The following is a 16,970-nucleotide window of genomic DNA, read 5'->3' as shown; positions in this document are numbered from 1 at the left end:
GGCCGGCTCGCCGTCGGGGGTGGTGACGGGAGCTTGCGAAACGTGCGACACGGAGAGCAGCCTCCAGTGGAGCGGCATCGGATCAACGCTGATACCCGGCCAGGTAGGCAGACCATAAACCCCCGAACGGGTGTGTGACCAGTCACACGGGTTTCTTCAGGCTGCCGCGGCCCGCCGCAGACGCCGGGCCGCCGTGTTGCGCACCCGGTGGGTGCGGGCCGCGGTGGCGAGCAGGCTGAGGGCCTCGTACGAGGTCAGCGCATGGGCGGCGGTCCGCTGGCACCAGTCGGAGGCGGCGGTGAGTTCGGCCGCCGACCACGGATCGCCCTGGGTGATCGCCTTGAGCAGGGTCCACTCGCGCAGCCGCCGGGCCGGGAAGGCACGGCCGTCGAGGACCGCGGCCATGGCCCGGGCCCAGGCGGCGAAGCGCGCGCCGGCGGGCAGGTGTGCGGCGCGGCGGTCGAGGTGGGTGACCACGGCGCTCTCGGCCATGACCGGATCCGGGTCCCCGAGGACCGCGCAGACCGCGGCTGCCTCGGCCGCGTAGGCGGTGTCGGCCGCTGCGTACGCGGTGTCCCCCGCTGCGTAAGCGGCCCCGGCCTGCTCCAGCCTCCCGGCCCCCGCGACGGCCCCTGCCGCCGCTCCGGCCGCGGCCGCCGCCGCGAGGGCGTCGAGGTGGCGCGCGTACCGCCATCGCTCCGGCTCCGCCGTGTCCTCGGTCCGGGGCGCCGGGATGCCCCCCTCACGTATCCGGTTCTCACTGCTCCCCATGCGCACCATTCCACACGACCCCCGTGCGCGCCCGGTGCCCAGGGGGGCCGTCAGGCCTTCGCGGGCTCGCCGTGCGGCGCCGACAGCAGGGCCTCGGAGCCGACCGGCCGGAAGCCGGCGGCCTGGAAGGCACGGATGCTGCGCGCGTTGCCGGCGGCCTGCTGGGACCAGACCGGTTCCCCGCCGGGGACCAGGTGGCGGGCGGCGCGGGCCAGGTCCCGGCCGAGGCCGCGGTGCCGGACGGCCTCGTCCACCTCGACCGCCACCTCCCAGCGGTCCGCGACGCCGCGGCCGAGGACGAGCACTCCCCCGTCGGCCGCCCAGACCCGGACCTCGGACCGGCGGCGCCGGGCCCGGCGCACCCGGGGGTGGTCCGGGTCGGCGATCTCGCGCAGTTCCAGCGCGGGTTCGCCGGGGAGCGGGCCGGCGACGGTGAGCAGGTCGACGGTGTCGGTGGTGCGGCCGGTGCGGTCGAGCAGGGCACCGAGGAAGCGCGGGTGCATGGTGGCGGCGAGTGCATCGCAGTCGACGGCCGCGAGCGTGGACCGTACCCAGTCGGGGTCCTCGTCGGTGAACACCACGGAGTGCGCGGTGAAGGCGATGACGCCCGCGTCGCGCGGGCTCGGCTGCGGCACGACGGTCGTGCCGCCGTCGGGCGGCGGGAACCGGCCGGCCGCCGCCGCGTCCAGTATCGCGCCCAGGGCGGACGGCGTCCGGGACCCGTTCGCCGTCCCGGTGATGACGACGCGGTGGTGGTCGAGTGTCATGGCGGCGCTCCTGATTCGTGGTTCCCGCACATGATCTCAGGGCCGCCGTAAGGCAGTTCGGGCGGTCAGGGGACCCGGCTCAGCCCCCGCCGTGCCCCGGGCTCTCGCCTTCCGGCTCGGGAAGCGGCGCGCCGGTCTCCAGCAGCGTCTTGAGGCTGGACGCGATCATCGGCCAGGCGCGGCTGCACATGCCGATGAGGCTGCCGCCGGGTTCGAAACCCTCGTGGAGGATGGTCAGCCGGGCGAGCGCGTCACCGACCGGCTCGATCTCGTACGTCACCTTCGTACGCCGCTCCCCGGCCAGCTCGGCCCGCAGCTCCTCGCCGATTCCGACCGAGGCGGCCCATTGCGGGGTGAAGGTGTGCCAGGTGTAGGAGAGCAGGCGGTGCGGGACGCAGTCCAGGACGACCTGCTCGGGGTCACTGGTGCGGACCCCGCGCTCCACCCAGTCCATCGTCGAGCCGACGGCCCAGTCGGTCTCGAAGACCGGCCCCCAGTACCGGCGGGTGAAGGCGGGCTCGGTCAGGGCCTGCCAGACGCGGGCGGGGTCGGCCTGGACGTAGAGGGTGTAGGTGATCGCGCTGTCGCTCATGATCCCATGCTGCGGGCCGGAGCCCCGGCAGGCCGGATTGGCCGACCGAGGGCTCACTCGTACGCGTGACGGCACGTAGCTCCTGCCGCCTCCCGTACGGCACGCTGGGCGGATGCAGTTGCGCCGGGCAGCCCTGCCCCTGCCCCTGACCCTTGCCGCGGTGGTGCTGACCGCCGGGTGCGTGACCGTGCGGCCGGCCGGGCCCGCGGATCCGCCCCGGGTCCCGGCGGCGGCTGCGGGCACGGCGGCCGAGGCCTGGCCCCTGGCCCCCCTGCCGGTGGCGGCCTCGCCGTCGGCGCCGGAGGCCGCCGCGGAGCCGGTGCCCGAGCCCGAGCCCGAACCCGAGGAGCGCGCGCCCGCCGCCGCCCGGTCCCGCCACGACGGCCCACCGCGCCGGCCCGTCCGCGTGGCGCGCCCCGGCCCCGCCCCGGCGCCGAAGGCCCGCAAGCGGCCGCCCGCGGCGAAGAAACCGCGGCCCGCACCGCCGCGTACGTACGACATGGGCGCGCTGTGCGAGGCGGCCAAGGGCACGGTGGCCCCGTCGATCGTCGCCCTGTGCCCCTACTGATCCGCAGACGTCTGCGCCGTCATCCGAGTGGCCCGGCCAGGCTGCCGGGCGGCGGCCGGCGGGTTCGCTTGGATGGGCGGTGCGGAGTCCGACCGGCTCCGCACGCCCGGTCTCGGGCCCCCACCACCCCCAGGGAGTCGCCATGGCGAAGATCGCCCTGTACGGCGCGACCGGCACCATCGGCGCCCGGGTGCTGCGCGAAGCACTCGGGCGCGGCCACCGGGTCACGGCGGTCGTCCGCGACCCCGCGCGGTGCCCGGACCGGCCGGGTGCCGCGGTGGTGCGCGGCGACGTCCTCGATCCGGTGTCCGTGGCCGGGGCGGCCGCCGGCCAGGACGTGGTGGTCAGCGCGATCGGCCCCGGGACCGGCGACCCGGCCGTCCTCGTGACCGCCGTGAAGTCCCTGATCGGCGGGATCTGCACGCTGGCCCCCGCCGCCTCCCGTCCCCGGCTGATCACGGTGGGCGGGTCGGGGTCGCTGCGCGCGCCCGACGGTTCGCCGCTCTGGCAGGCCCCGGGCGTCCCGGAGGCCATGAGGACGGTGATGCACGCCCACGCCGACGCCCTGGACTTCCTGCTGACCGTTCCCCTGGAGGAGGTCCGCTGGACCTGCCTGAGCCCGCCTGCGCAGATCGAACCGGGCGAGCGCACGGGCACGTACCGGCTGGCCCTGGACGACCTGGTGGTGGACGGAGCGGGCCGCAGCCGCATCTCGGCGGAGGACTACGCGGTCGCGCTGCTCGACGAGATCGACCGGGACGCCCACGCAGGCCGCCGTTTCACCGTCGGCGCCTGAGCCGCAGGCCGCCGCCGGGAAGCTGCGGTTGCCGGGCGGACGTTTATTGGGTGGAGGCCGCGGACCTCCGATACCTAGAGTGATCGGGTACCGCCCCGCCCAGCAGGAGTCCCCATGCGCACGCACTATCCGCGGACCCCGCATCTGCCCTGGTCGCCGGGGGCCGCTGCGGACGACGTGCGGGCCGGTGGAGTGGCGGGGCTGGCCGGGCGTGAAGTGGTGGTGACCGAGAAGCTCGACGGGGAGAACACCACCCTCTACGCGGACGGCCTGCACGCCCGTTCGCTCGACTCTGCGCACCACCCCTCGCGGGCCTGGGTCAAGGGCCTCCAGGGCCGGATCGGAGCCGGCATACCCGCCGGCCGGAGGATCTGCGGCGAGAACCTGTACGCCCGTCACTCGCTCCCGTACGAGGACCTCGACAGCTGGTTCTACGGGTTCTCCGTGTGGGACGGCGACCAGTGCCTGGACTGGGACCGGACCGTACGGTTCCTGCACGGGCTCGGCATACCCACCCCGCGCGTCCTGTGGCGCGGCACCTTCGACGAGCGCGCCCTGCGCAGACTGCGGCTCGACACCGCGCGGCAGGAGGGGTACGTCGTCCGGACCGCCGCGGGCTTCGCGCGGGAGGACTTCGGGCGGTGCGTGGCCAAGTGGGTGCGCGGCGGCCACGTGCAGACCGACACGCACTGGATGTACGCACCGGTGGTGGCGAACGGGCTCGGCCCGGCCGCCGCCCTGTGGGCCGTCCGCTCGGGCTCCGAGCCCGATCCGGCCGCGCTGTCGCTCGCCCTCGGCCTGGACCCCGTCCCCGGCGCCGCCGCGGCCGAGCCGGTGCTCGCGGAGGTGACGGGCCGGCTCGACGCGCTCGGCCGGACCGGCGAGGCCCGGCTGTCCGGCGTCCTGGCCGCGCTGCTGCACCGGGCGCCACGGGCCCGGACCGCGGCGCGGCTCGCGGCGGGGCCCCTCGGGATGCCGCTCGCCCGGCGGGTCGCCGACCTGGTAGGGCTCCACCCGCTGCTGCGGCTGCCGTACCCGGACGCCGAGCGCCGGGCCGGCCTGGTCCGGATGGCCGCCGCGGCCGACCTCGGCGTCCTGCACGCGCTGGCCGGGGCGACGCGCGATCCCGGGGAGCGGGAGTACGCCGAGTGGTCCGCGCTGTACGCCGAAGAGGCGGGGCTGCTCGGCCCGGACCCGCTGGGGCCCCTGTGCGCCGGGCTGCGCGGAGCACTGGGCGGGCTGCCCGCCGAGGTCGCCGACCGGTGCTGGGCCGAGGCCCGCGAGGCGTTCGCCCGGGGCGGGATCTCGACGGCCGAGGAGGCGGTGGCCGCGACCTGGCGGCTGCGCGGCGGCGCCTTCCCACGGCTGGTGCAGCTGTGCGGACCCTCGGGCAGCGGCAAGAGCACGTTCGCCCGGAGCCTGCCGGGAGCGGAGGCGTACGTCAGCCTCGACGACCTGCGCACCGCCCGCGGCTCCCGAGCCGACCAGCGGGCCAACGGGGAGGTGCTGCGGGAGGGCTTGGCCCGGCTGGACGCCGCCCTGGCCTCGGCCGCGCGGACCGGCGGGACGGTGGTGTGGGACGCGACCTCCCTCACGCCACAGCAGCGCGGGCTGGCCGGCGCGGTCGCCCGGCGGCGGGATGCGCTGCTCACCCACGCCGTGGTGCTGGTCGAGGAGGCGGAGCTGCTGCGGCGCAACGCCGTGCGCACCGATCCGGTACCGCCGCAGGTGCTCACGACCCAGCTGCACCGGTTCAGCCCGCCGTACCCCGGGCAGGAAGGCGCCCACCGCACCTGGTACATCGGCGCGAGCGGAACCGTCGAGGACACGGACACCGGCCCGGACGCCGGCAGCGGCAGGGAGGCCGGCTGATGCGTACCAGCGAGCAGCTCTACCACCAGGTCCGCTGGGACCCCCGGTTCGATCCGGCGCGGTTCGTCCTCGGACTGCTCCAGCGCGGAGCGGCGCCGAAGCGGATCCCGCTGCCCTCCTTCGTCCCCGGGGGCGAGATCCCCTGGCACCGGGTGCTGTTCGTCGAGGCGGACGGCGAGCTCGTGTGGGACCGGGCCACCGGTGTGGACCGGCTCGACTCCACGCAGGCGGGCCGCATCCGCGACCCGCGGCTGCTGCGGGCCCCGTTCTTCACCGCCCGGACCCCGTACGCGTGGGCGGACGGCGAGGGCGGCGGCGTCTGGCGGCCCGCCGAGGCCGGCTCCGCCGCAGCCGGTGCGGGCCCCCGGACCGTGCGGCTGCTGACCTGGAACACGCTGTGGGACCGGTACGACGCCGCGCACATCGACACGGCACGGCGCAGGCCGATGCTGCTGGCCGACCTGGCGGCGGCCGATGCCGACGTCATCGCGCTCCAGGAGGTCGAGCCCGAGCTGCTCGGCATGCTGCTGGCCGAGCCGTGGGTGCGGGCCGGGTACACGGTCGCCGCCGACCCGCGCGGCAAGGACGTCGCCGCGAGCGGGCTGCTGGTGCTGAGCAGGCTTCCGGTGCGGGAGGCGGGGCAGCACCTGCTGGGGCCGCACAAGGCGGTGGCCGCCGTGACGGTGGACACCGGATCCGGCCCGCTCGTCGTCGCCGCGGTGCACCTGTCCAGCGACCACAGCGAGAACGGGGCCGAGCGCCGCCGGGCGGAACTGGCCCGGCTGGCCGAGGGGTTGAGCGGCATCGAGGCCGATGTGGTCCTGCTCGGCGACTTCAACGACGGCCGGGCCGGGGCCGAGGGACCGGCCGCGGTGCTGGGCATGCGGGACGCGTGGAGCGAGGTGCACGGCGCGCAGGACGGGACTCCGACCTTCGATCCGGGAGCCAACCCGCTGGCCGCGGTGGGCTCGCTGACGGGCCGGGCGGCCCGCCTGGACCGGATCCTGCTGCGGTCGGCGGGCGCCCGGGTGCTCGGGAGCGCCCTGCGCGGGACCGCGCCCGCCCCGGACGGGCTGTTCGCCTCCGACCACTACGGGGTCGAGGCGGCGCTGGACTTCGGGGTGCGGAGCGAGGGGACCGGGGCGCTCGGCGTACCGGCGACCCCGCGGACGGCGGTGGCGTGGCTGCCGCCGCACGATCCGGGGGTCGCGGCGCTGCGCCGCGAGCACGACCCGGGGAGCGGCCGCTGGCCCGCGCACGTGAACCTGCTGTTCGGCTTCGTACCGGAGTCCTCCTTCGAGGAGGCGCTGCCGCTCGTGGCCGAAGTGGCCGCGGCGACACCGCCGTTCCCGGCCCGCCTGGCGGGGGTGCACAGCTTCGGGCAGCGGGAGGACGCCACGGTCTGGCTGGACCCGGCGGCGGCCGGTGACGCGCCCTGGCAGCGGCTGCGGCGGGCACTGGTGGAGCGTTTCCCCGGCTGCCGGGGACGCGATGACGGCTACACCCCGCACCTGACGCTGGGGCGCAGCCGCGATCCGCAGCGGGCGGTGGCGGAGTTCACCGCGCGGCTCGGCGGCGGGACCTCGGCACGGGTCGGGGAGCTGGCCGTGCTGTCGCGGCGCGGGGACGAGCCGATGCAGGTGCGGGCGACGGTGGAACTGGGGACGGGCGAGGTGCGGTGGCTGCCGGAGCCCGCGCCCGCGGCCGCTGCCGGGTCGGACCATCTTGCCGGGGAGGAGCACCTGACCGAGGCGGCGCCCGCGGCCGGGGCGGCGCTGCCCGCGGACTCGGTTGCCGCGCGGATCGCGGAGGCGCTCGGCGAGGGGGTGGTGCACCTGGTCGGCTCGCGGCGGATGGGCTGCGCCCTGCCGGGAGCGGACCTGGACCTGGTCGCTGCGCTGCCCGGCGGGGCCTGCGTCGAGGAGGTACGGACACGGATCGCGGCCGCGCTTCCCGGGGCCGGACGGCTGCGGCAGGTGACGGGTGCCCGGGTGCCGGGGCTGCGCCTGAGCGTCTGCGGGCTGGACGTGGACCTGGTCGTGGTCGCCACCGGCGCGGTGGACCCGGCCCGGGCGGTGGCGCGGCGGGCGGAGCTCGGCGAGGCCGCCGCGATCGCACTGAGCGCGGTGAGCGATGCCGATGCGGTGCGCGCGTTCACGGGCTCGGCGGGGCCGGAGCGGACCGCCGCCTTCGCCCGCCTGGCACGGGAGGTCAAGGCGTGGGCCCGGGCCCGCGGCCTGGACTCGGCCCCGTTCGGCGGACTGCCGGGCCTGGCCTGGGCGGTACTGGCGGCGCGGACGGTCCGCGAAGCCGCGGACCTGTCCCCCGCTGCCCTGCTCCGGGAGTTCTTCGGGACCTGGGCCGCCTGGGACTGGCGGAACCCGGTCGCCCTGGAGCCGGCGTCCGGGGACCCTTCGCCCGCTCTCGGCCCCGTCACCGTGCTGACCCCCTCCGCCCCGGTCCGCAGCTGCACCGCCCAGGTGGGCGCGGGCCTGCGTGATCTGCTCGTACGGGAGCTGTACGCGGCCTGGGAGCACCTGGAGGCCGCGCCCGCGGGATCTGCCGCACTTCCAGCCGCCCCACCGCTGCACCGTCGGCACGCCGCCTGGGCGGTGGTCGGCGTACGGGCCGGCGACCCGGGTGGGTTCGAGGAGTGCCTCGGCCGGATGCGCGGCCGGATGCGTGCGCTCCTGGCGGCGCTGGCGGAGTCCGGCGTCGAGGACGCCCACGCGTGGCCGCGCCCCTTCGCCCGCTCCGCCGTCTCGGCCCGCTACGCGGTCGGCCTGGGCGCCACCCCGCCGGACCCGGCCCGGCTGGCCGCCCTCGCGAGCCGCTGGTCGGCGGAGCTCCCGGGGGTCGAGGTCACCTGGTCGGAATGCGGGGCGGTCCCCACCTTGCGCTGACCGCCGCACAGGACGGGGCACGCCGCGGCCCCGCCGGGAGCCGGTGGCGTCAGACCTCGATGACGATCTTGCCCGCCGTGTGTCCCTCCTGGTTGAGGGCGAAGGCGGCCGCCAGTTCCGACAGCGGGAACGTCTTGGCGACGGTGACGGTGAGCTGTCCGCTGTCGACGAGTCGGCCGAGCTCGGCCAGGTCGCTGCCGACGGGGCGGACCCACATCCACTGGCCGCCCGCGCCCAGGACGGAGTGGTCCGCGATCGACGCGTGCCGGCCGCCCTCGGAGAGGACGGCCTGGGTCACGTCGAGGACCCCGCCGACGAAGTCCGCGGCGACGGTGACCCCGTCGGGGGCGATCGCGCGGATCCGGTCGACCAGCCCGTCCCCGTACTCCACCGGCTCGGCACCGAAGGCGCGCAGCCGGTCGTGGTTGCGGGAGGAGGCGGTGCCGATGACGCGGGCGCCCAGCGCCCGGGCGATCTGCACCCCGAAGGAGCCCACGCCGCCCGCGGCGCCGTGGACGAGGACGATGTCGTCCTTGCCGGTGGCGAGCCGGGTGAGCAGCTGGTAGGCGGTGAGCCCGGCCAGCGGCAGCCCGGCCGCCTCCTGCCAGCTGAGCGACACCGGCTTGGGCGCGAGGGCGCGTACGGGCACGCTCACGTATTCGGCGAAGGTGCCGCCGTGGACATGGTCCTTGCGGGCGTACGCGATCACCTCGTCGCCGACGGCGAACTCGGGGACGTCGATTCCGATCCGCTCGACCGTGCCGGCCACGTCCCAGCCGGGGACCACCGGGTACATGACGTCCATCAAGCCGTCGAGGCCGCCTCCCATGATCTTCCAGTCGACGGGGTTGACGCCGGCGCACTTGACGCGGACGAGCACCTCGCCGGGGGCGACCTTCGGCATCGGCAGCCGGGTCTCGGAGAGCACCTCCGTCCCGCCGTACCTCTCGTACGCCATCGCCCGCATGGTGTCCTCGGACATCTACCGACCTCTCCGTGAACCGTGAGCAGTGAACCTGAAACCGTCAGCCCGACCATCCCACCACGAGAGCCCGGGCCCACCACGGGAAGCGAGGCGGCCCGGGCGCGCCGCGGGACGGGGCGCGCCCGGAGGCCGCAGCCGGCACGGCGGTGGTGGTCACTCGTACTCGGTGCCGCCCTTGCGGGTGAGGTAGGCGGGGCTGACCGCCTTGGCGATGGCGCGGCCGCCGAGCACCGGGCTGTGGCGTTCCGTCGCCGGGCGGATGACCACTCCCTCGCGCAGGTGCAGGGCACGGCCGGACACGGTTTCCCGGCCGCTCGCCAGCTCCAGCACCACATCGAGGTCGTACGGCCCCTCGAACAGCCTGGGTACGAGCGGCAGTTCACCGTCGGTGAAGAGCTCCGCCGGGTCCAGCCAGCGCACCTGGCCGTCGATCTCCGCGGACACGTCGAAGACGGCGTAGCCGGGGGCGCCGCCGCCCGAGCGGACGTCGGTCCCGTACGCCAGGTCCTGGACACCCGCCCCGTACACCTCGCCGAAGAGGCCGACCCGGCTCGCCCCCAGCCGGGCGGCGAGTTTCGCGGCGGCCTCGGGGACCTGGTGGCCCCGCACGGCGCGCCAGTACAGATTGCGGTCGTCCTCCTTCAGCGCCAGTCCCCTGGACCCGAAGCCCTTGGAGGAGACCAGCACGCGGTCCTCCTGCGCGAGGTAGGTCACCAGGCAGGCCGTGCCGTGCAGTTTCTCGGTGAGGACGACGCTCTCGCCGGGCTCGAAGACGTGCGGGTAGCGCTGGAGGTTCTCGATGTCCACCCAGGGCAGCAGCTCGGGAGCGGCCTCCACCTCGCCGTTCATCGTCGTGGGCACGGGCGGCGCCCACTTGGTGATGCCGAGCACCTCGGCGAAGTCGGTACCCGCCTCGGCGGCCTGCGCCAGGTCCACACCGTCCAGGGCCCGGGGCCGGCACACCAGGCCCTGTGACAGTTCGCCGCGCAGCCGGACCGCCTTGACGCGGTCGGCGGACCCTCCGGCGAGGCGGCCGGTGAGGCCCAGCTCCTCGATCAGCCCGGCGGGCAGAACGGACTGCTCGGGTATGTAGACGGCGAACTCACCCGTCCGGTAGGCGCCCTTGGCGACGACGGCGCGGTAGAGGCCCACCTGGGCCAGCTCCAGCGCGTCGGCGTTCGGGTGCTCGTGGACGGTCAGCTCTTCGGCGGTGACGCGCAGGGTCGACATCGCACAACTCCTGTGACGGTGCGGTTCCGTGGGGACGCGGCCCACTCTCCGCCCTGCCATTCACGCTGGTCCAGCCGATATTGCGGTGCTAGCCTGACCGGCTTTGTGGCCGGCGGCGCCCGGTACGTGCGCGGGCGGCCGGCCGGAGCGGGGCGTCAGCCCTCGAAGGCCGCTCGGGTGGCCGGGCCGTAGACGCCCTGCGGGTCGCCCTTGATGCCGCGGTCACGCTGGAGCTGGGTGACGCCTCGCCAGGTCTGGTCGTCGTAGACGCCGGTGACGGAGACGTACGTGAACCCCTGCCCGTAGAGCCGCTCCTGCAGGGCGCGGACCTCCGGCCCGGTGTCACCCCGGCGCAGGGTGCCGGACGTCCGTGCCTTCGGCGTACGGGTCGTGGAGGGGCTCGGCGGGGGCGGCGAGCCCGGGGCCCCGCTCACCGGACGTGAGGCCGACGGCGCACCCGCCGACGCGGCGGCTCCCGTGGAGGCGCCGGCCTCCGGGGCGGCTTCGGGCTCACCCGCGCCGGGGTTGCGCTGGTGCAGCATGGGGACCGGCAGCGCGGGCGCTGCCGCGGTCCGCCCGGGCTCGGGATCGGGGGTGTTCAGCAGCCACGCCAGGCCGCAGGCGGCGGCGAGGGCGAGGGCGCCGAGGACGAGCAGCGGGCGGCGGCTCCGCCCGCGCCGTGCCCGGGCGCCCGCGACCGGCACAGCGGTCTGCGTCGCAGCGCAGGCGCGGCCGGGGACGGCTGCGGGCCCCGACCGCGGCCAGTCGGGCACCGTCGAGCGGGACGGCCCCGCCGAAGGGGCGGCCGCGTACGGGCGGACGGACAGGCGGTCGTCGGGGGCGTCGGGGCCCTCGGGGACGGACCCGCTCTCATCGGAGGCGTGGGACACGGTGGTCACCGGCAGGGGCGGGGGCCGGCGCGGCGGTGCGGTGCCGGCCCCCACCCGGCCGGTCAGGCCCTGCGCCGCCGGGCGGCCGGAGCCATGGCGGCGGCGAGCGGGGAGCAGACCGGTCTGGGCATGGGGGCGACTCCGAAGTACGGCTCGTGCGTGGTTCCTGGTGCTTGACCGGCGCACTCTTTCCTCCCGGGACGGCCCCGGTCAAGCCCGCTGCCCGATCTGCCCCATCCATCCGGGCTACCGGTCGGTCGCGGGGGCCGCCGTGGTCCGGGCGGTGACGGTCACGGCGACCGTGACGGCGGACAGGAACATCAGGGCCGCCCCGGTCAGCGGCGCGGCGGGCGCCCCGAGCCCGTCGACGGCGAGGCCGCCGACCAGCGCACCGGCGGCGATGGCCAGGTTGAACACGGCCACCATGAGCGAGGTGGCGGCTTCCGCCGCGGCGGGGGCGGCGTGCAGCATCCAGCGCTGGAGGCTGACCGACACCCCGCCGTACGCCAGCCCCCAGGCCAGCAGCAGTGCGGTTCCGGCGGCCGCTCCCGGCAGGAGGGCGATCAGGGTGAGGACCACGGCGAGAGCCGCGCTGACCGCGAGCAGCGTGCGGTACGCATCGCGCGCTCCGACCAGGAAGTTGCCGGCGACCCCGGCCACCCCGTAGCCGAGGAGCAGGGCGCTGACCTGGCCGGCGGCGATGCCGGAGACGCCTTGGAGGACGGGCCGTACGAAGGTGTAGGCGGCGAACTGCCCGGTGACCACGAGGGAGGTGACGATCACCCCGGCCCGGACGGCCGGGTTCTCCCGCAGGAGGGCGGGCAGTTCGCGGAAGGCGATGGCCCGGGCCGGCGGCAGCGGGGGCAGCAGCAGGAGAAGGGCGGTCAGCGCGAGGACGCCGAGCGCGCCGACGGCAGCGAAGGCGGCGCGCCAGCCGCCGAGTTCGCCGAGGAGGGTACCGGCGGGCACGCCGAGCACGGAGGCGGTGGGGACACCGGCGAAGACGAGCGCGGTGGCCCGGGGGACGTGCCGGTCGGGGACGAGCCGGACGGTGATCCCGCCCGCGACGGCCCAGAAGCCGCCGACGCTGATCCCGACCAGGAGCCGGGCCGCCAGGACGACGGCGAAGTCCGGGGCGAGGGCGGCCGCGAGGTTGGCGGCGGCCATCAGGGCGATCAGCCCGCACAGCACGGGCCGCCGGTCGAGCCGGCCGGAGCCGACGGTGACCAGCGGCGCGCAGAAACCGGCGACGAGCCCGGGGACGGTGACCATGAGACCGGCGGTCCCGTCGGAGACGCCGAACGCGCTGCCCACGGGCGTGAGCAGGCCGACCGGGAGCAGTTCGGAGGTGATCAGGCAGAAGATCCCGAGGGCGACGGCGAAGACGGCAGCCCGGCCCTTCCAGGGCGGCGGTGTCGGCTCGGGGTGCGGCGCAGGGTCGCCGGGCGCGTCAGCGGTGCTCATGAAGCGGTACTCCGTACGGTCCGTCGGGGGCGGGCGGCGGCCGGGGCCGGCCGGCGCCGACGCCGGGGGTCGCGCCTCCCCCGCCGCCGCTCGCACGGTCGTTCCCGTCCCCGGCAGCGTACGGAAAATCCCGGCCGGGGCAATCGTCGCGGTATCGGCTCCCCCGTCACCCGTCCGCGTGAGCACACGGGCCGGGCCGGGGCTCGGGTGCGGCATGGTGGTCCCATGCAGTTGCGCCGGGCCGTCCCCCTGTCCTTCGTCGCCCTGCTCGCCGGCGCGGGCTGCGTCTCGGTCGGCCCGGGCGTGCCCGCGGTTCCCGCGCGCGGTCCCGTGCCGCCGGTGGGGGCCCGCGAGGCGCCCCTCGCACCTGGGGCGCAGTCCCGTGCTCTCCCCCTGGGATCACTGCCGGATCCGGAGCCGGATCCGGACGGGGCGAAGGGCCTTGACGGGGAACCGGGTCCGGACCGGGCCCCGGCCAGGGCGCTCCGGCCGCCGGCCGCCCGGGGCGCCAAGCCGCCGTCGGCACCCCGGCACGGCCGCACGCCGAAGCCGGACCCCCACCGCACCGGGCGCCACTCGACCCCCGTCCCGGGAGCGGCCCCGGGCACGGACGAGCTGTGCGCGGCGGCGGAAGGCACGGTTCCGCCGTCGATCGTGGACCTGTGCGTGCGCCAGTACGGCCGCTGATCAGGCCTTCGGAGGGCCTGGAGGGATGGGCGGGTCAGGAGAGCCGGGAGCCCGTGGGGCGGCTGCGGCCGCAGGCGGAGGCGCAGGTGCGGCGGGCCCGGCGCAGCCGGTGCAGGGTGTTGTGACCGCGGCGGCGCCACTCGGCCCGGGGCAGGCCGGCCCGCTGACCGCCGCCGGTGATCAGGGCGTTGACCGGAGCGTGCGCGTCCGCGGCCATTCCCTTGGCCACCAGGACGCCGACGACGAGCGGGAGCAGGGCCACGGCCAGGGCTGCGCCGGCCGTTGTCACGTGCTGGATGCGCGGGCGGGGCGCGCGGTGCGGGACGTCGGAAGTCATGCTCCCATTCGACCCGCTGCGGCCCGGCGGCGGATCCGGGCGGATACTCAGGTCCTCGGGCGTGAGGTACTCAGCCGCGTACTCACGTGACGTACCAGGGATGACCGGGAGGGCGGTGGGGGATGACCGGATCCGGGCAGGGCTTCGAGCCGGCGACCGGGGACGGGCCGCAGCGGCCCGCCACGGCGGCGCGGGCGGCGGAGGTCCGCACGGCGTACGAGGGGCTGCTGCAGATCCGCCGCATGCTGAACGGCCGGGCGGGCGTGGCCGTTCCCGCCCCGTGGGAGCTGCGGCAGCTGCCCCGGGCGGTGGCGTTGGCCCTGGAGGCGGCGGACCTGGTGCCGTCGGCGGTCGACGCGGAGGGACGGCGTACGCGGACCGGCTACCGGGTCGTTCCCGGACCGGCCGGGGAGCAGCGGGCGGTGGTGAGCTGGCTCGGTCCGCCGGGCAGCGGTGCGGCCGGGGAGGAACAGGACCGGCTGGCGGCCTGCGCGGCGGTGCTCGAACCGCTCGGCTGGGTGTGCCTGCTGTACCGCGGCCCGCGCGGGCGCCGGTTCCTGGAGGTGGAGCCGCCGCGCTGACCGCCGGCGCGGAAAACCGGTACCGCGCGAGCGCAACCACCCGCCAGACTGGCCCGATGGGCATGCTCGACGTACTGGCGGACCGCGTCCGCGGGGGCGAGACCGTGGAGTTCCGGCCGACCGGCGCATCGATGGTCCCGCTCATCCACAGCAGGCAGCGGGTCCGCGTCGCACCGGCCGACCCGGCGCTGGTCGAGGCCGGTGACATCGTCCTGGCCCGCGTCGCGGGCACCGTGTACCTGCACCTGGTCTCCGCGGTGGACGGGCCGCGCCGCCGGGTGCAGATCAGCAACAACCGGGGCCGTGTCAACGGCTGGACCGGCCATGAGCGGGTGTTCGGCATCTGCCTGGCCGTGGAGGGCGTGCCCCGCCCGGGCGCCGCCGCGAAGGTCCGCAGCGGCCGCCCGACCGCGGCCCCTCCCGTACCGCCGGCCACCGCCCGGCTCGACCTGCTTCCGCTGCGCCCCGAACACGCCGACGAGCTGGCCGTCGCACTGGCCGATCCGGCCCTGCACGTCTTCACCGGCGGCGCCCCGCTGCCGCCCGAGGCCCTCCGGGCCCGCTGCGCCCGGCTGGCGGCGGGCTCGCCCGACCCCTCGGTCGTGTGGGGCAACTGGGTGCTGCGGCTGCGCGAGGACGGCCGTCTCGTGGGCACCGTCCAGGCGACGGTCACGCCCGCCCGGGACACCGCCGAGGTGGCCTGGGTGGTCGGTACGCCCTGGCAGGGCCGGGGCCTGGCCGTCGAGGCGGCCCGGGCGCTCACCGGCTGGCTGTCCGGTCTCCCGGTCGGCCGGCTGGTCGCGCACATCCACCCCGAGCACCACGCCTCGGCGGCCGTCGCGGCCGCCTGCGGCTTCGCCCCGACCCCGGAGCGCGTGGACGGGGAGATCCGGTGGGAGCGTGCGGCCGGGGGTCACCCGTAGCGGTCGGCCAGGGCCGCGACGGTGTCGGCGAGGGCCCGGCGCAGGCCGGGCGGGCCGAGCACCTCGGCCTCGGTGCCCAGGCGGAGCAGGTCACCGACGGCGACGGAGCGGGATTCCACCGGGAGGTGGACCACGACCCAGCCGTCCGGGTCGGCGGGGTCGGCCGGCTCCGCGTCGGCGAGGGCGCGTACGCCTGCCGCGCCGAACTGCATCGGCAGGAGCCGCCGGCCGCGCGGGGACAGCAGGAGCCGGGCCGTCTCCTGGTGGAAGGCGTCCTCCAGGCGCCGGGTGGACTCCTGCCAGTACGCGGCGAGGTCGAAACCGGAGGGGCGTTCGAAGGACTCCGTCCCGGTGTCCACGGCGAGGAAGCGGGCCACGCGGTAACTGCGCACCCGCTCGCCGCCGGCCCCGGCGACGAGGTACCAGATGCCGCCCTTGAGGACGAGGCCGAGCGGATGCAGCGCGCGGCCCGGGCGTTCTTCGCCGCTCCAGCGCCGGTAGCGGGCGTGCAGGACCCGCTGGTCCCAGACCGCCTGGGCGATCTGCGCGAGGTGGGGTACGGGGTCGGCGTCGCGGAACCAGGCCGGGGCGTCCAGGTGGAAGCGTTCCTGGAGCCGGCGGCCCCGGGCGGCGAGTTCGGCGGGCAGTGCGGCCTGGAGCTTGAGCTGCGCGGCGGCCAGATCGGCGCCGAGCCCGAGCTCCCGGGCCGGGCCGGGCGCGCCCGCGAGGAACAGCGAGCCGGCCTGGGCGTCGGTGAGGCCGGTGAGCCGGGTGCGGTAGCCGTCCATCAGGCGGTAGCCGCCGGCGCGTCCGCGGTCGGCCCGGACGGGGACGCCGGCGGCGCCGAGGGCCTCGATGTCGCGGTGGACGGTGCGGACCGACACCTCCAGTTCGGCGGCGAGTTCGGACGCGGTCAGGCGGCCGCGGTTCTGCAGCAGCAGGAGCAGGGAGAGGAGCCGGTCGGCGCGCATGGAGCCATTGTCCGGGATACCTGACAGAGGGTGTCAGGTATCCCGGACAGGCTGGTCATCGCGCCGGGCACCTTGAGCCGCCCGGCCCGGAACCAGGAGAATCCCCATGTCCACGAGCACCGCCGGCACCCCCCGCGCCGCCCGCACCACGACCACCGGCCGTTTCACCTTCGCCGACTGGGAGGAGCAGCCGGTCGGCCCGGCCGGCTCCACGCCGCGGCTGGCCCGCTCCACGGTCACCAACGCCTTCACCGGCGGGATCGAGGCCGAGGCGACGACCTGCGGCTACACGTTCACGTACACCGGGGAAAGCGTCGGCGTCTTCACGGGGCTGGAGCTGCTGTCGGGCTCGGTCGACGGCCTCAAGGGGGCGTTCGTACTGGAGGAGCGCGGCACCTTCGACGCCACCGGCACACAGTGCACCTTCGAGGTGGTGCCCGGCTCGGGGACGGGTGAGCTGACCGGGCTGTCGGGCTCCGGCTCCTTCACGTACCGGCACGGGGACACCCCGGTCGCGTACACCTTCTCCTACGCGCTGGACGGGTGACGTAGACGGCCCACGGCTGCGTCACCCGATGACACAGGTGACGCAGAGCGGTGACACACGCCCACCCCCTACGTCACCCAAAACCG

17 protein-coding genes are annotated in these 16,970 nt (G+C 76.5%); 8 read left to right on the top strand and 9 right to left on the bottom strand.

The window, feature by feature from the left end; genetic code table 11:
- Window positions 1-156: 156 nt before the first annotated feature.
- From ABZ128_RS27960 to ABZ128_RS27950, 3 genes are all read right to left on the bottom strand, one after another.
- Window positions 157-771, bottom strand: a complete 615-nt coding sequence (locus ABZ128_RS27960) for a hypothetical protein (RefSeq protein ID WP_356851717.1) — start codon at window positions 769-771, stop codon at window positions 157-159.
- Window positions 772-821: 50 nt separating this feature from the next.
- Window positions 822-1,538, bottom strand: a complete 717-nt coding sequence (locus ABZ128_RS27955) for a GNAT family N-acetyltransferase (protein WP_356851716.1) — start codon at window positions 1,536-1,538, stop codon at window positions 822-824.
- A 79-nt stretch (window positions 1,539-1,617) separates the two neighbouring features.
- Window positions 1,618-2,130 (bottom strand): SRPBCC family protein, encoded by a 513-nt coding sequence (locus tag ABZ128_RS27950; protein ID WP_356851715.1) that lies wholly within the window; start codon window positions 2,128-2,130, stop codon window positions 1,618-1,620.
- Window positions 2,131-2,242: 112 nt separating this feature from the next.
- Between ABZ128_RS27950 and ABZ128_RS27945 the strand changes: the two genes are divergently transcribed.
- From ABZ128_RS27945 to ABZ128_RS27930, 4 genes are all read left to right on the top strand, one after another.
- Window positions 2,243-2,698: a hypothetical protein gene (locus ABZ128_RS27945; protein ID WP_356851714.1), complete on the top strand. Its 456-nt coding sequence runs from the start codon at window positions 2,243-2,245 to the stop codon at window positions 2,696-2,698.
- A gap of 142 nt (window positions 2,699-2,840) precedes the next feature.
- The gene (locus ABZ128_RS27940; protein WP_356851712.1) at window positions 2,841-3,494 is read left to right on the top strand and encodes an NAD(P)H-binding protein; all 654 of its coding nucleotides are present in this window, start codon (window positions 2,841-2,843) and stop codon (window positions 3,492-3,494) included.
- Between the two features lie 114 nt (window positions 3,495-3,608).
- Complete coding sequence (locus tag ABZ128_RS27935; RefSeq protein WP_356851710.1) at window positions 3,609-5,366, top strand: RNA ligase family protein; 1,758 nt, start codon at window positions 3,609-3,611, stop codon at window positions 5,364-5,366.
- A complete protein-coding gene (locus tag ABZ128_RS27930) occupies window positions 5,366-8,269 on the top strand; it encodes a poly(A) polymerase (RefSeq protein WP_356851709.1) in 2,904 nt (967 codons plus the stop codon). The genes ABZ128_RS27935 and ABZ128_RS27930 overlap by 1 nt, the downstream gene beginning before the upstream one ends.
- A 49-nt stretch (window positions 8,270-8,318) precedes the next feature.
- Here ABZ128_RS27930 and ABZ128_RS27925 read toward each other — a convergent pair whose 3' ends face one another.
- From ABZ128_RS27925 to ABZ128_RS27910, 4 genes are all read right to left on the bottom strand, one after another.
- On the bottom strand, window positions 8,319-9,236 hold the full coding sequence (locus ABZ128_RS27925) for an NADP-dependent oxidoreductase (RefSeq protein ID WP_356851790.1): 918 nt from the start codon (window positions 9,234-9,236) through the stop codon (window positions 8,319-8,321).
- Window positions 9,237-9,407: 171 nt separating this feature from the next.
- Complete coding sequence (locus ABZ128_RS27920; RefSeq protein WP_356851708.1) at window positions 9,408-10,484, bottom strand: RNA ligase (ATP); 1,077 nt, start codon at window positions 10,482-10,484, stop codon at window positions 9,408-9,410.
- A gap of 155 nt (window positions 10,485-10,639) precedes the next feature.
- On the bottom strand, window positions 10,640-11,374 hold the full coding sequence (locus ABZ128_RS27915) for a peptidoglycan-binding domain-containing protein (protein ID WP_356851706.1): 735 nt from the start codon (window positions 11,372-11,374) through the stop codon (window positions 10,640-10,642).
- A 246-nt stretch (window positions 11,375-11,620) separates the two neighbouring features.
- Window positions 11,621-12,838, bottom strand: a complete 1,218-nt coding sequence (locus ABZ128_RS27910) for an MFS transporter (protein ID WP_356851704.1) — start codon at window positions 12,836-12,838, stop codon at window positions 11,621-11,623.
- A 225-nt stretch (window positions 12,839-13,063) separates the two neighbouring features.
- Here ABZ128_RS27910 and ABZ128_RS27905 point away from each other — a divergent pair, with 225 nt between their 5' ends.
- A complete protein-coding gene (locus ABZ128_RS27905; protein ID WP_356851703.1) occupies window positions 13,064-13,525 on the top strand; it encodes a hypothetical protein in 462 nt (153 codons plus the stop codon).
- 34 nt (window positions 13,526-13,559) lie between these two features.
- On the opposite strand, the gene ABZ128_RS27900 is transcribed toward ABZ128_RS27905, so the two are convergent.
- Window positions 13,560-13,862 carry a hypothetical protein gene (locus ABZ128_RS27900; protein ID WP_356851702.1) on the bottom strand — a complete coding sequence of 101 codons (303 nt, stop codon included), beginning with the start codon at window positions 13,860-13,862 and terminating at the stop codon, window positions 13,560-13,562.
- Between the two features lie 122 nt (window positions 13,863-13,984).
- On the opposite strand from ABZ128_RS27900, the gene ABZ128_RS27895 reads away from it, so the two are divergent.
- Both ABZ128_RS27895 and ABZ128_RS27890 read left to right on the top strand, forming a co-directional pair.
- A complete protein-coding gene (locus tag ABZ128_RS27895) occupies window positions 13,985-14,443 on the top strand; it encodes a hypothetical protein (protein ID WP_356851701.1) in 459 nt (152 codons plus the stop codon).
- Window positions 14,444-14,892: 449 nt separating this feature from the next.
- Window positions 14,893-15,366: a GNAT family N-acetyltransferase gene (locus tag ABZ128_RS27890; protein WP_356851788.1), complete on the top strand. Its 474-nt coding sequence runs from the start codon at window positions 14,893-14,895 to the stop codon at window positions 15,364-15,366.
- Here ABZ128_RS27890 and ABZ128_RS27885 read toward each other — a convergent pair.
- Window positions 15,357-16,337 carry a WYL domain-containing protein gene (locus ABZ128_RS27885; RefSeq protein WP_356851700.1) on the bottom strand — a complete coding sequence of 327 codons (981 nt, stop codon included), beginning with the start codon at window positions 16,335-16,337 and terminating at the stop codon, window positions 15,357-15,359. The two genes, ABZ128_RS27890 and ABZ128_RS27885, sit on opposite strands and share 10 nt — an antisense overlap.
- Window positions 16,338-16,443: 106 nt before the next feature.
- Here ABZ128_RS27885 and ABZ128_RS27880 point away from each other — a divergent pair, with 106 nt between their 5' ends.
- Window positions 16,444-16,884 (top strand): DUF3224 domain-containing protein, encoded by a 441-nt coding sequence (locus tag ABZ128_RS27880; protein WP_356851698.1) that lies wholly within the window; start codon window positions 16,444-16,446, stop codon window positions 16,882-16,884.
- The last annotated feature ends 86 nt before the right edge of the window (window positions 16,885-16,970 follow it).

It is taken from the genome of Streptomyces sp. NPDC006326, assembly GCF_040612915.1.
Classification (GTDB): domain Bacteria; phylum Actinomycetota; class Actinomycetes; order Streptomycetales; family Streptomycetaceae; genus Streptomyces.
Note: the sequence above shows the minus strand (reverse complement) of the source record. Positions and strands in the feature narration are given on the sequence as shown.

Bases quoted from the DNA above. Each gene is read 5' to 3' on its own strand.
- ABZ128_RS27945 (WP_356851714.1), top strand. From the start codon at position 2,243: ATGCAGTTGCGCCGGGCAGCCCTGCCCCTGCCCCTGACCCTTGCCGCG.
- ABZ128_RS27920 (WP_356851708.1), bottom strand. From the start codon at position 10,484: ATGTCGACCCTGCGCGTCACCGCCGAAGAGCTGACCGTCCACGAGCAC.
- ABZ128_RS27880 (WP_356851698.1), top strand. From the start codon at position 16,444: ATGTCCACGAGCACCGCCGGCACCCCCCGCGCCGCCCGCACCACGACC.
- ABZ128_RS27950 (WP_356851715.1), bottom strand. From the start codon at position 2,130: ATGAGCGACAGCGCGATCACCTACACCCTCTACGTCCAGGCCGACCCC.
- ABZ128_RS27905 (WP_356851703.1), top strand. From the start codon at position 13,064: ATGCAGTTGCGCCGGGCCGTCCCCCTGTCCTTCGTCGCCCTGCTCGCC.
- ABZ128_RS27895 (WP_356851701.1), top strand. From the start codon at position 13,985: ATGACCGGATCCGGGCAGGGCTTCGAGCCGGCGACCGGGGACGGGCCG.
- ABZ128_RS27930 (WP_356851709.1), top strand. From the start codon at position 5,366: ATGCGTACCAGCGAGCAGCTCTACCACCAGGTCCGCTGGGACCCCCGG.
- ABZ128_RS27960 (WP_356851717.1), bottom strand. From the start codon at position 771: ATGGGGAGCAGTGAGAACCGGATACGTGAGGGGGGCATCCCGGCGCCC.
- ABZ128_RS27900 (WP_356851702.1), bottom strand. From the start codon at position 13,862: ATGACTTCCGACGTCCCGCACCGCGCGCCCCGCCCGCGCATCCAGCAC.
- ABZ128_RS27885 (WP_356851700.1), bottom strand. From the start codon at position 16,337: ATGCGCGCCGACCGGCTCCTCTCCCTGCTCCTGCTGCTGCAGAACCGC.
- ABZ128_RS27940 (WP_356851712.1), top strand. From the start codon at position 2,841: ATGGCGAAGATCGCCCTGTACGGCGCGACCGGCACCATCGGCGCCCGG.
- ABZ128_RS27910 (WP_356851704.1), bottom strand. From the start codon at position 12,838: ATGAGCACCGCTGACGCGCCCGGCGACCCTGCGCCGCACCCCGAGCCG.
- ABZ128_RS27935 (WP_356851710.1), top strand. From the start codon at position 3,609: ATGCGCACGCACTATCCGCGGACCCCGCATCTGCCCTGGTCGCCGGGG.
- ABZ128_RS27955 (WP_356851716.1), bottom strand. From the start codon at position 1,538: ATGACACTCGACCACCACCGCGTCGTCATCACCGGGACGGCGAACGGG.
- ABZ128_RS27925 (WP_356851790.1), bottom strand. From the start codon at position 9,236: ATGCGGGCGATGGCGTACGAGAGGTACGGCGGGACGGAGGTGCTCTCC.